At 33.0% G+C, this 14249-nt stretch carries 8 protein-coding genes; 6 read left to right on the top strand and 2 right to left on the bottom strand.

Translation table 11 applies throughout. The features are described from left to right. Positions 1-86: 86 nt before the first annotated feature. From B3578_RS07865 to B3578_RS07890, 6 genes are all read left to right on the top strand, one after another. Positions 87-2192 carry a glycoside hydrolase family 97 protein gene (locus tag B3578_RS07865; protein ID WP_219033777.1) on the top strand — a complete coding sequence of 702 codons (2106 nt, stop codon included), beginning with the start codon at positions 87-89 and terminating at the stop codon, positions 2190-2192. Between the two features lie 314 nt (positions 2193-2506). Next, positions 2507-4675 (top strand): glycoside hydrolase family 97 protein, encoded by a 2169-nt coding sequence (locus tag B3578_RS07870; protein ID WP_291047713.1) that lies wholly within the window; start codon positions 2507-2509, stop codon positions 4673-4675. Between the two features lie 69 nt (positions 4676-4744). Further along, entirely contained in the window at positions 4745-6400 is a 1656-nt protein-coding gene (locus B3578_RS07875; RefSeq protein WP_291047715.1) for an alpha-amylase family glycosyl hydrolase, read from the top strand. A 25-nt stretch (positions 6401-6425) separates the two neighbouring features. Then, positions 6426-7814: an alpha-amylase family glycosyl hydrolase gene (locus tag B3578_RS07880; RefSeq protein ID WP_291047717.1), complete on the top strand. Its 1389-nt coding sequence runs from the start codon at positions 6426-6428 to the stop codon at positions 7812-7814. 79 nt (positions 7815-7893) lie between these two features. Further along, positions 7894-8505 (top strand): PepSY-like domain-containing protein, encoded by a 612-nt coding sequence (locus B3578_RS07885; protein WP_291047718.1) that lies wholly within the window; start codon positions 7894-7896, stop codon positions 8503-8505. A gap of 129 nt (positions 8506-8634) precedes the next feature. Next, positions 8635-10236, top strand: a complete 1602-nt coding sequence (locus B3578_RS07890) for a class I SAM-dependent methyltransferase (RefSeq protein ID WP_221853989.1) — start codon at positions 8635-8637, stop codon at positions 10234-10236. A 73-nt stretch (positions 10237-10309) separates the two neighbouring features. Here the strand turns inward: B3578_RS07890 and B3578_RS07895 are convergent, their stop codons facing one another. Together B3578_RS07895 and B3578_RS07900 are read right to left on the bottom strand one after the other, a co-directional pair. Further along, positions 10310-11326 carry a hypothetical protein gene (locus B3578_RS07895; RefSeq protein WP_038331054.1) on the bottom strand — a complete coding sequence of 339 codons (1017 nt, stop codon included), beginning with the start codon at positions 11324-11326 and terminating at the stop codon, positions 10310-10312. Between the two features lie 218 nt (positions 11327-11544). Then, positions 11545-14226, bottom strand: a complete 2682-nt coding sequence (locus B3578_RS07900) for a M16 family metallopeptidase (RefSeq protein WP_257468010.1) — start codon at positions 14224-14226, stop codon at positions 11545-11547. Positions 14227-14249 lie beyond the last annotated feature (23 nt).

Raw genomic sequence — 14249 nt, forward strand, 5'->3', positions numbered from 1 at the left:
GTCGAAATGTTTTTTATAATTCTTAAAAAGCTCAGAATAACAAAATCGTATAACGTAAAACATATCACGTACAACGTAAAAAGCAAATGAAAAAATTAACAACAACTATATTTACTTTACTTGCCATAGGCGCATTAAATGCCCAAATCATTGAATCGCCATCAAAGGAAGTAAAAGTTAACTTCGAATTAACAGCTAATGGTCAACCATCGTATTCGGTAACTTATAAAGGAAAAGAAATTGTAAAACCTTCAACATTAGGTTTCATTTTAAAAGATGCAGAAGCTTTAGAAAACGGATTTACAGTTACAAATTATACGACTAAATCAGTAAATGATGCTTGGCAACCTGTTTTAGGAGAATACAAAGAAATTAAAGATATTCATAACGAAGGTACGTTTCAATTAACGCAAACTTCTACTAACCGAAATGTAAATGTTACGTTTCGAGTTTTTGATGAAGGTGTAGCTTTTCGCTATGAATTTCCGAAGCAACAAAACTTAAATTACTTTGTCGTAAAAGAAGAAAAAACACAATTTAATTTAACAGGAGATCATCAAACATTTTGGTTACCTGGTGATTTCGATACACAAGAATATACATACATCGAATCGAAGATTTCAGGAATCGATCACAGTAAAATTGATATGAATAATGGGATTGGAGTGAAATCAATTGGGAAACCAAATTCAGTTCAAACGCCATTACAAATGAAAACTTCGGATAATATTTACTTAAATATTTTCGAAGCTGCAGTGGTTAATTATCCAGTAATGCATTTAGAATTTGATAAAAACTCCTATCAATTCAAATCGCATTTAGCACCAAACGCAATTGGAGATTTAGCTTATTTACAAGCGCCTTTCAACACACCTTGGCGTACAATAATGGTATCAGATGATGCCCGAGATATCGTAGGGAAAGGTCCTCAAATGATTTTAAATTTAAATGAACCATCAAAAATTGAAGATACATCTTGGATTAAACCAATGAAATATGTCGGAATTTGGTGGGAAATGCACGTTGGGAAATCAACGTGGGATCGTCAAGGAACTCAAAACGCACAAAACCAAGTCGGACAGGAGGCAATTAAATTTCCTCACGGAGCGACTACAGAAAATACAAAACGTTACATCGACTTTGCAGCGAAACACGGATTCGACGGAGTTTTAGTGGAAGGTTGGAATGAAGGATGGGAAGATTGGTATGGGAACTGGAAAGAAGATGTTTTCGATTTCACAACACCTTATGCTGATTTCGATATCAAAGAAATTTCTGCTTATGCAAAATCAAAAGGTGTAAAAATGATTATGCACCACGAAACTTCTGGTTCAGTAGCCAACTACGAACGTCGTTTTGACCGTGCAATGGAGGTAATGAAACATTACGAATATCCTGCAGTAAAAACAGGTTATGTTGGTCGCATCATTCCAAGAGGAGAATATCACGATGGACAAACAATGGTCAATCATTTCAATTGGACGGTAGAGCGTTTCGCTGAAAATAAAATTTTAGTCAATACACACGAGAGTTCTCGTCCTTCGGGTTATCACCGTACGTATCCAAATTATATTGCTGCTGAGGCAGGGAGAGGAAACGAGTTTAATGCATGGAGTTATGGAAATCCTCCAGCGCACGAAACCATTCTACCCTTCACACGTCAGTTAGGTGGTCCTATGGATTATACGCCTGGTATTTTTGAAACAGAAATGAAAGTGTATAATGTTGGTCGTGATACAAAAGTGCATACCACTTTAGCGAAACAATTGGCTTTATATGTGACGTTATATTCTCCGTTACAAATGGCTGCCGATTTACCAGAAAACTACGAGAAGTATGCCGATGCTTTCCAATTCATCAAAGATGTGGCAGTGGATTGGGACGATACAAAATACTTAGAAGCTGAGCCTGGTGATTATTTAACAGTAGCGCGTAAAGCAAAAGGAAGGGAGAATTGGTTTGTAGGTGCGATTACAGATGAAAATCCTCGAAAAACTGAAATTAAATTAGATTTCTTAACGCCTGGAGTAACTTACGAAGCAACAATTTACCAAGATGCGAAAAATGCACATTGGGATAAAAATCCAAAAGCATACGACATCAAAAAAGTAAAAGTAAATTCAAAATCAAAACTGAAATTGAATTTAGCGGCGAGTGGAGGAACAGCAATTTCGATTTTTCCAATAAAGTAGAAAATGTTTTAAGTTCTACGTGATACGTTTTACGTAGAACTTCTTTCAATTCTCATTAATAAATTGTCACACTGAGCTGTCGAAGTGTATTTTTAAGCTTCTTTGATAAGCTTAGAATGTTATTTAAAGTAATCTTGAATAGGTCACTGAGCGAAGTCGAAGTGCAGGATCAAATTAAAGATGATGAGAAGCTGAAATAAATTTAGCTTGACAATTTGAATACTTTTTTATCAAGAAAAGAATATTGGAGAATTAATTCTTCGGCAATCTCAAAAAGACAAAAAAATATAGATATAAAAAATAAACAAATTATAATGAAACACTTAAAATCAATTATAGCGTTAGGAATTTCAATGATGAGCGTCGTTTACGGTCAAGAATTGAAATCACCAAATGGAAATTTCAAATTAGATTTTTCTTTATCGAAAGATGGAAAACCAACGTATCAATTAAAATACAAAGGGAAAGATGTCATCAAACCTTCAACTTTAGGATTCGAATTTAAAGCGAACAATCAAATGAGTTTTGAATGGGAAAATCAAGTCGGAGATAAAAATGCATTTACAAATTTTGTATCTGGTTTTCAAATCGTAGATACAAAGACTTCAACTTTTGATGAAACGTGGACACCAGTTTGGGGAGAAGTAGCTAAAATCAGAAATAATTTTAACGAATTAGCAGTTACAGTTTCTCAACCGAAAACAGATCGTCAAATGGTGATTAGATTCCGATTATTTGATGATGGTTTAGGATTCCGTTACGAATTTCCTGAGCAAAAGAATTTAAAATATTTTGTGATAAAAGAAGAGCATTCTCAATTTGCTATGGCAGGAGATCACAAAACATGGTGGATTCCGGGTGACTATGATACGCAAGAATATGATTACACAGAATCAAAGTTATCAGAAATTAGAGGATTATTTGATCAAGCCTATACTGGAAATGCATCACAAAAATCATTTTCTAAAACAGGAGTTCAGACTTCATTAATGATGAAAGCTGAGAATGGATTATACATCAACATTCATGAAGCAGCTTTAATCAATTATCCAGCAATGAATCTAAATTTAAACGATAAAAATTTAGTATTTGAATCGTGGTTAACGCCTGATGCATTAGGTGATAAAGGATATTTACAAGCGCCTTTTAATACACCTTGGAGAACAGTTATTGCAAGTGATAATGCGGCAGATATTGCGTTTAAAGGGCCACAATTAGTATATAATTTAAATGAACCATCAAAGATTGAAGATACTTCATGGATCAAACCAGTGAAGTATGTAGGTATTTGGTGGGAAATGATTACAGGTCGTGGTTCTTGGGCTTATACAGACGATTTTTCTACAGTGCAATTAGGAATAACGGATTATAAAAACGCAAAACCAAATGGAAAACATGCGGCTAATAACGAAAATGTAAAAAATTACATTGACTTTGCTGCAAAACATGGTTTCGATGCGGTATTGGTAGAAGGTTGGAACGAAGGTTGGGAAGATTGGTTCGGAAATCACAAAGATTATGTGTTCGATTTTGTAACGCCTTATCCAGATTTTGATGTAAAAGCATTAAATGAATATGCAAAATCAAAAGGTGTAAAAATTATGATGCATCACGAAACTTCGGGATCAATTCGTAATTACGAAAGACATTTGGATAAAGCATATAAATTCATGAACGATAATGGTTATACATCTGTAAAAAGTGGATATGTTGGTGATATCGTTCCTCGTGGAGATTATCATTACAGCCAAAATACAATTAATCATTATCAATATGCAATCGAAAAAGCGGCTGATTATAAAATAATGGTCAACGCACACGAAGCGGTTCGTCCTACAGGAGTTGCGCGTACATGGCCAAATTTAATCGGAAACGAATCTGCACGTGGAACAGAATACCAAGCTTTCGGTGGTTCTAAACCAAATCACGTAACGGTTTTACCTTTCACACGTCTATTAGGTGGACCAATGGATTACACGCCTGGTATTTTCGAAATGGATGTGAAAAAATTAAATCCAAACAATCATTCTCAAGTTAATTCTACGATTGCAAATCAGTTGGCTTTATACGTGACAATGTATTCTCCTTTACAAATGGCTGCTGATATTATCGAGCATTACAAACAATTTTCTGATGCATTTCAATTCATCAAAGATGTGCCTGTAGATTGGCAAGATTCTAATTATTTGGAAGCTGAACCAGGAAGATATTTAACAATTGCGCGTAAAGATAAAAATTCGAACAATTGGTTTGTTGGAAATGTAAATGGTGAAACGCCTCGTTCAACAAAAATTAAATTAGATTTCTTAGATAAAGGAAAAAAATACGAAGCGAAAATTTATGCAGATGCAAAAGATGCGCATTACAAAACAAATCCACAAGCCTATAAAATTGAAACAAAAAAGGTTGATTCAAAATCTGTTTTAGATTTAACATCTCAAGCTGGTGGAGGTTTTGCAATTAGTATCAAAGAAATTAAATAAGTAATGAGTGATGAGTATTGAGAAACTTGTTACTCAATACTCAAAACTTACTACTCAAAACTTTTTAGTATGAAAAAAATACTTTTCACGTTAGGAATAGCTTCATTGTTTTTAAGCTCTTGTTCAAAAACAACAACACAAGCTACGCAGACAAATCATTCAGAAAAACAACTATTTGTTTGGAATGGTGCAAATATTTATTTTTTATTGACCGATCGTTTCGAGAATGGAGATAAAAAGAATGATGTTAATTACGGGAGAACTGCTAAAACATCTAAATTAAGAGGTTTTGAAGGAGGAGATTTTCGTGGGGTAATCAATAAAATCGAAGATAATTATTTTTCAGATTTAGGAGTTAATGCGATTTGGATGACACCGATTGTGGAGCAAATTCATGGATATGTTGATGAAGGACAAGGAAAAACATATGGATTTCACGGTTATTGGACAAAAGATTGGACGTCGATTGATAAAAACTGGGGAACTGAAAAAGAGTTACAGGAATTAGTAGACAAAGCACATGCGAAAGGCATTCGTATTATGTTGGACGCGGTGATTAATCACACAGGTCCAGTTACAAATTCGGATGGTGTGTTTCCTGCTGATTGGGTTCGTGTTTCGCCACAATGTACTTATGAGTCTTACAAAACGACGATTGAATGTACGTTGGTAAAAAATCTTCCAGACATTTTAACGGAATCAGAAAATGATGTGATGTTGCCCCCGCAATTGTTAGCAAAATGGTCGCAAGAAGGTCGTTTAGACAAAGAAGTTGCTGAATTGAATGCTTTTTTCGCGAAATATAATCTTCCAAAAGCACCGAAATATTATATTATGAAATGGCTTTCAGATTATATTAGAAAGTATGGAATTGATGGTTATCGTGTCGATACGGTGAAACATACGGAAGAAAATGTTTGGAAGAAATTCGAAGAAATTTGTCAAGATGCTTTCGCAGAATATAAAACGAATAATCCTACAAAAGTATTGGATCAAAATAAGTTTTTCTTGTTAGGAGAAGTTTATGGATATTCGATTAATGATGGTCAGCAATATAATTTTCCTGATAAAACAGTTAATTATTTCGAGAATGGATTTGATGCATTAATCAATTTCGATTTGCGTTCAACTCAAAAAGAATCTAATCAAACTGTTTTTGATCGATACAATGATATTCTTCAAAATAAGATGAAAGGAAAGTCTGTGATGAGCTACATTACCTCGCACGATGACGGTTCGCCTTTTGATAAAAATCGTCAAAATCCTTGGGATGCAGGAACTCGATTGTTATTGGCGCCAGGGATTTCGCAAATTTATTATGGAGACGAAACGGCTCGTCCGTTAGAGATTGAAGGTGTTGATGGAGATGCAAATCTTCGTTCGAATATGAACTGGGAAGTTATTAAACCAAATTCAGAAACGGAATCATTATTGAATCATTACCAAAAATTAGGACAATTTAGACGAGATCATCCAGCGGTTGGAGCAGGAAATCAAACAGATTTGCAAAATTCTCCGTATATTTTTACAAGAAAATATAAAACAGACGAAGTGGTGATTGGATTGGAAATGCCAATTGGTAAAAAAACAATTAATGTAAGTTCTATCTGGAAAGATGGTACTAAAATTCGCGATGCTTATTCAGGTTTTTCAGGAAAAGTTGTGAACGGAAATTTAGAATTGAATACGACTTCTGATATTGTATTATTGGAAAAAGTGAATTAATTTTTTGAGAAGTAATAGAAGAAAAATGATAAAAAAAATAGTTGGTTTAACCTTGATAACAACTTTGTTTTTGACAAGTTGTGAAAGCAAAAAGGAAACAAAGTCAGAAGACGTTAAAAAAGAAAGGAAAGAACAAAGTATTTTGCCTTTTACGGCTGATATGGCGGAAACTTCTGTGATTTATGAAGTGAATGTTCGTCAATTTTCGCCAGAAGGAACTTTTGCTGCGGTAACAAATGAGATTTCGAATATCAAAAAATTAGGTGTTAAAATCCTTTGGATTATGCCTATTTATCCAATTGGAGAAGAAAATCGAAAAGAAGGTTTAGGTTCGTATTATTCGATCAAAGATTATAGAGGAATCAATCCAGAATTTGGAAATGCCGAAGATTTTAAGAAATTAGTTGATGAAGCGCACAAAAACGGAATCTATGTGATTTTGGATTGGGTTGCGAATCACACGGCTTGGGATCATCCTTGGGTAAAACAACATCCCGATTGGTACGAACAAGATAAGAACGGAAAAATGCATTCTCCTTACGATTGGTCGGATGTTGTGGCATTAAATTTCGATAACAAAGAAATGCGCAAACAGATGATTGCCGATATGAAATATTGGTTAGATGATTTCAAAATTGATGGTTTCCGTTGTGATATGGCGCACGAAGTTCCGACAGATTTTTGGAATGAAGCAAAACCGCAATTGGCAAATGGTCGCGAAATTTTTATGTTAGCTGAAACGGAGAAACCAGAATTATTAGCAAATGATGCATTTGACGCCGCTTACGGATGGGAAATTCATCATATCATGAATGATATTGCAAAAGGTAAAAAGAATGTTTCTGCGATTGATGCGTACATGGATTCGATTCCGAAAAAATGGCAAGCAGATGATTACAAATTATTATTCACATCAAATCATGACGAAAATTCTTGGGCTGGAACTGAATACGAAAGAATGGGTGATGCGGTAGAAACATTTGCTGCATTAACGTATACTTTACCTGGAATTCCATTGATTTATAATGGACAAGAAGAAGATTTTAATCGTCGTTTAAAATTCTTTGTCAAAGATTCTATTGATCGTAATCCAACAGCAAAAATGCGTGGCGTTTATGAAAAGTTAGGAGAACTTAAAATCACAAATGAAGCATTTAATGGAGCGAAAAAAGCGGCTTCTTACGAACGTTTGAAAACATCTGATGATAAATCTATCTTAGCGTTCAAACGTCATAAAAATACGACAGAAGCTTATTTTATTGCGAATTTTACGAAAGCAAATAAAGAAATTATAGTTCCAATTAATGGTGTGTACAAAAACTTTATGAACAACGAAGATGTTACATTTGATGCAACAACAAAACTGAAATTAAAACCTTGGGAATACCTGATTTTAGTTCAGAAGAAAAAATAAATTCTTAAAAGCTGGTTAAATTTTTAATCAGCTTTTTTTATGGTATAATGCTTGTTGATAAACGTTTAAAATCCAAATCATGAGAAAAATAATTTTATCAACAGCCGCCATTTTAAGCTTAGTTTTCTCTTCGTGTGAATCGAAGAAAACAGAAAACTCAGAAGTTATCACAAGTAAATCTGAAGTTGCAGAACAGCCAATTGTTTCGGAAAGTGATATTGCGAATCATCCAGAGTCATCGACTTCACAAAATACTTATGAGGTTTTACAAGATAATGGTCAACAAAAAACGGTAAATATTGATCCAAATGAAACGGTGATTTCAGCAAATAGTTTACCTATTAATGCACAAAATTTTGTTTCGAAAAACTTTGGTAATATGGAGTTTGTGAATGCGATAAAAGAAGTTGAACGCAATATCACAACATATAATATTCAGTTGAAAGACGGAACAAAAATAGAATTTACAGATAATGGTGATTGGAAGGAGGTGAAAAATGGTTTAGGAAAAGCGATTCCGATTAAATTTTTCCCAGATAATATTCAAAAATATCTTCAATCAAAATATCCTAAAATCGATGCGAAATCAATTGAAATGGATACAAAAGACAAAGAAATAAAAGTAGAATTTTTACAAAATAATGTCGATTTGAAATTTGATTTGAATGGTAATTTTATCAAAATTGATTAATCAAATACATCAAAAACCTTGTCAATAGATGAGGTTTTTTTTAATTTCTAATTTTTAAAATTTTACAATAACCTTCACATCAACTTTTCGCAATTTTCAATATATTTATAGTAGAAAAAATCGCCCAAAATGGATAAAAAATATTTGAGATCGTTAATTTTTAGACATCTCGATGGTTTGGTAACGGCTCCGGTATTAAGTGCTTTGGCTAAAAAAGGAGCTTTGCATTATATCGTCGAGCGTAAAACTATACAGTTAGAAGAATTGACAAACGAATTTCAGGCAAACGAAGGTTATCTAAATGTTGCTTTGCGTGTGTTGGCTTCGCAGAATATGTTAGAATATTCAGTGAATAATGCAGAAAATAGCGTCGAGATTCAAACCAATAAATATTCAGATCGCGCATTTACTAATGTTGATATTTACCATGATTTAGCTGTTTTTTTGGCAGAAAATGAAGTAATTAATCAACATGATTTTTCGGATGAATTTTGTAAAAAATGGATTAAATTATTTGATAAATATAAAACTTATTTGATGACTGCTGACGACGAAGAGTTTCTTGAAAAACCTTTGCATTATCAAATTACCAAACATATCGAAGGCGTTTTAGTTGGACCAATTATTGTGCGAATGGGAATGAGTGGTTTGTTTCATAAATACTTTATGGAAGCTTCTTTCAATCCAGATGAATTTCACAAAAACCCACAAACTTTCGAGAAAATATTGGAACGATTAACCGAATTAGGTTGGTTTACAAAACACGAAAAAAACTATAAATTCACAGAAATAGGATTATTTTTTGCGCGCCGTGCAACATCTTATGGTGTTACAGTTTCTTATTTACCAATGTTCGCGAAGTTGAATGATTTGCTTTTTGGTTCGCCAACAAAATTGCGTGAAATTACCGAAGGCGAAGATGAACAACACGTGAATCGCGAAATGAATGTTTGGGGTAGTGGAGGAGCGCATTCCACTTATTTCAAAGTGATTGATGAGTTTATTGTAGATATTTTTAATCGTCCAATAGAAGAGCAACCGAAAGGAATTTTGGATATGGGATGCGGGAATGGAGCGCTTTTACAACATTTGTATGATGTGATAGAACGTCAAACCTTACGGGGAAAACATCTCGACGAATATCCACTTTTTTTGGTTGGTGCAGATTATAATCAAGCAGCGCTGAAAGTAACGCGTGCCAATTTAATTAAAAATGATATTTGGGCAAAAGTGATTTGGGGTGATATTGGTGATCCAGATCGTTTGGCAACAGATTTGAAAAATGATTATTCAATAGAGTTGAGTGATTTATTAAACATTAGAACATTTTTAGATCATAATCGAATTTGGGAAGATGTAGAAGATATCAAAACAAATCGAATTAGTGCTTCTACAGGAGCTTTTGCGTTTAGAGGAAAACGATTGTCAAATAATGATGTGGAACAAAATTTATTGAATCATCTCAAAAAATGGGCGCCTTATGTAGATAAATTTGGTTTGTTATTGATCGAATTACATACGATTGCTCCAGATTTAACGGCGGAGAATTTAGGAAATACACCTGCAACAGCGTATGATGCAACGCATGGATTTTCGGATCAATATATTGTAGAAGTCGATGTTTTTCATCGAATTTGTCAAGAAACTGGTTTAGTTCCAGATAAAACATTGTTCAAAAAATATCCAAACAGTGAATTGGCAACTGTTAGTATCAATCTTTTGAAACGATAATATTTAAAAGATATATTAAATCAAAAAAAGCTCAGCAATTGCTGAGCTTTCTTGGTTAGTCTTGTGTCAATAATTAGTTTAGGGTTATTTTTGCTTGACTAATCTTAAATCCATTTTCGTAAACATTGAACGTGTAAACTCCTTTTTGGAATTCCTCGTTTTCCCAATCAAACGTAATATTTTTTGTTTGTCCGTTTGTGTAATTAAAGTTGATTGCATCAGAGAAATTAACTGTATCTCCAGATCTCAATTCAATTTGTCCGCCTTGCGCATTTCCATATCTTCCTAATGTTCCGTCAGGATTATAGATAGCAACATATAATTTTTTGTCTCCAGATTCTGTTCTCGAATTACGATCTACATCAAAAGAAACACGAATTTTATCAATACGTTTTGCACGTGTTTTTTCAACTTCTTTTCCGCTATTTCTTACACGAATTCCTTTGATTTGTTGATTAGAAACAGATAAAGTTGAACTTAATTCATTGATCTTTCCTTTCGAAATTGCATTGTCTTTTTGACGAACACTTTTTTCTGTTTCGTAGTTATATGTTAACTCTTTATTGTTTTCTCTTAAATTGTTGTTGTCTGTTGTTAAAGCAGAATTTTTATTATTTAATTCGTCAACGCTACGTACAAGAATTGCATTTTCTTTTTGTAAACGAGCAACTTCAGATTTGTAATTTTTTACACTTCCTTCTAAATCGTTAATCATTTTACGAGCACGATTCATTTCCTCTGCAGTTGGATTGTCTTTATCTAAAATTTCTTGAATATCTTGATTCTTTAACTGAATCATATTTTCTTTATCGCTCAATAAATTGTTACGATCTTCGATGCGTGCTTTATATTGTGTATAGTCGTTTAAAATCGAATCATATTGTTTACGAATTTGATCCTTTTGACCTGTTTCGTTTTTAAGGATTTGAGAATTTAAAGATTCATTTTTTTCAAGATTTCCGATCTGATTTGCTTGATAAATATTATATCCTACACTTCCTGCTAATAAGATTCCGACTAATGCCAAAGGAACTACTAAACCATTTTTTCCTTTGTTTGTTGGTTGATTGTTTTCTTCTAATCCTTGCATATGAACTATTATTTAAGGTTAATTGTTTTTTTATTGTTTTTAGTGTTAAGAAATTATGATGCCAAAAACTTAGTATGATGTTAAAATGAGGATTTTTTAACAAATTTTTTCACATTTTAGACCGAAAATGAATAATTATGCAGATTCTTATTCTAAATAAATCATAAAAAAAGCTTCAGATTATTCTGAAGCTTTTTTTTAATTAATATGAATTGTATTTACTTTTTATCAAAAGTTCCTGTGTAAACAGAAGTTAATTTATCTAAAGAAATGTACTTTTTGAAAACCTCGTTTACTTGGTTTACATTAAGAGCATCTACTTTTTTCTCTAAATTATCAAATTCATCAAACGTAATTCCATTCAATAAATAACCATTCGATAAGCCTAACAAAGTTCCGTCAGTTCCCAAAGAAGTTGTACGACCGTTTTTCCAACTTACAATATTTGTTTTCAATTCGTCCGCTGTGAAACCATCTTTCAATGCTTTTGCAACTTCTTCTTTCAATGCTTTTTCAACTGCTTCACGTTTTGTAGGGTTTAAAAATGCATAATATCCCCAAGAAGCTACATCGTTTTTAGGATCGTTTGGAATCGAAACATATGAACCTGCACCATAGCTGATTCCTTCTTTTTCTCTTAATCGCATTGGAATACGAGCAGATAAAAATCCTCCACTTCCAATCATTTCATTTGCCATAACCATTGCGGCGTAATCAGCACTTTCACGATTCATTTTGAAGTTAATTGATCCAACTGCAGCAGCATTTTCTTTGTCTGGAATGTTATAAAGTTTATCCTCTTTTTTCGTTGCTGTAAAAGTTGGATACGCTTTTTCGTACTTCGATTTGCTATTCCATTTACCAAAAGTATCGTTTAATAATTTTTCAACTTTCGCTTTGTCATTTGTTCCAATAATAGAAACAACACCATTTTGTGCACCTAAAATATTTTTATAAAAATCAACTAAATCAGCTTGTTTGATTTTCTTTAAATCATCTTTTGTTTCAGCAAAAGAAGCTGTATAAAAAATAGAAGATTTAGGATAATTAGATGTTAAACGACTAATTTCGTTGAAGGCTAATGCTTGCGGATCGTTTGTATTTGCATCTAAATATGTTGTGTATTCATTTACAGATTTTGCTAATTCAGCTTCAGGAAAAGTTGGTTCTGTAATGATTTGACGCACGATATCCATTGTTTTGTCTAATGAATTTTTGTACGTATTAATTGTTACAGATAAATTTTGTCCTCCAAATCTAAATCCAACCGAAGATTTTAAAGCATCTAATTGATCTTTGATTTGTTCTTTTGTTAAATTCTTCGTTCCAGACATTAACAATTCAGCCGTTAATTGACCGATCATTCCTTTGTTTGCCAAATCTTTTTCATTCGAAACAGGTAAATTAAATGAAAGAATTACTTTTTCACCTTTAATTTCTTTGTCGATGATTCCATATTTTAGACCATTGTTCAATTTTCCTTCTGCATAATGAGCTTTTAAGTTTTTGATTGAAGCTTCAAATGGTTTTGCTTCTTTCTCAACTGCACGACCTTTGTAATTCGAAACTAATTCTGTAATCTGTTTATTCGTTAATTCAGCTGGTTTTACACGAATTTCATCTTTTGTCGGAATAAAAGTTCCAACTGTTCTATTATTCGCTTTAAAATATTTTTCAGCTACACGTTTTACATCTTCTTTGGTTACTTTTTCGATATTATCGCGGTATAAGAAACCTAAACGATAATCACCCGCACCAACAATTTCTGTTAAACCAATGGCATAATTAATCGTATTATTTTTTTGATTTTCGATGTTTTTCACAATACTTGCTTTCGCACGTTGTACATCTTGATCAGTATAATTAATTGTAGCAACTTTGTCTAATTCTGCACGAATATCATTTTTCGTTTGTTCGATGTTTTTCTCTTTTGGAATTTCAGTTCCGATATAGAAGAAACTTGCATCACGAACTTCTGGACTATACGCCCAAATTGAAGCAATTTTGTGTGTGTCAACTAAAGATTTGTACAAATATCCCGAAGGATCTGAAGTTAAAATATTATTTAAAACATCAATTGCTGCATAATCTTTATCGCTATATGCTGCAACGTGATACATTACACCAACAGATTGGGAATCTCCTGCACGTTTTACTTCAACAAATTTTTCACCATCTTGCGCTGGCTCAACTGTTAAAATTTCGTCTAAAACACGAGTTGGTTTTGGAATCGAAGCAAAATACTGATTCACATATTCCATCGTTTTTTTCTCGTCAAATTTTCCAGCAATAATTAAGGTTGCATTATCTGGTTGATAATATTTTTCGTAGAATTTGCGCAACTGTGGTGTTTTTACACGCTCAATATCTTCTTTAGATCCAATTGTAGATTTTCCGTAATTGTGCCATAAATAGCCAGCAGAAATAACGCGTTCCATTAAAACACTTGACGGATCATTTTCACCAATTTCAAATTCATTACGTACAACCGAAAATTCTTTGTCCAAATCTTCTTGTTTAATGGTTGCATTAATCATACGATCAGCTTCCATTTCCAAACTCCAACGTAAATTTTCGTCGCTTGATGGGAAAACTTCGTAATAATTTGTACGATCATAATATGTCGTTCCATTTGCACGTCCACCTTTGTCAGATAACATTTTCTTGATATCACCTAAGTTTTTTGTTGATTTAAACAACATATGTTCTAACAAATGCGCCATTCCTTTTTCACCGTAACCTTCGTGTTTAGAACCAACATTGTAAACAATATTTACTACAACATTACTTTGCGATTGATCAGAGACTAATAAAACTTGTAATCCATTTGGTAGTTTGTATTCCTTAATTCCTTCTACTTGCGTCACAAAAGTTGCGTTTCCAGATTTCGTTTGAGCCATTAAGTATGGTGAATTTGCAAAGG

Origin of the sequence: Empedobacter sp. UBA1574 (genome assembly GCF_002322895.1) — a bacterium.
Classification (GTDB): domain Bacteria; phylum Bacteroidota; class Bacteroidia; order Flavobacteriales; family Weeksellaceae; genus Empedobacter; species Empedobacter falsenii_B.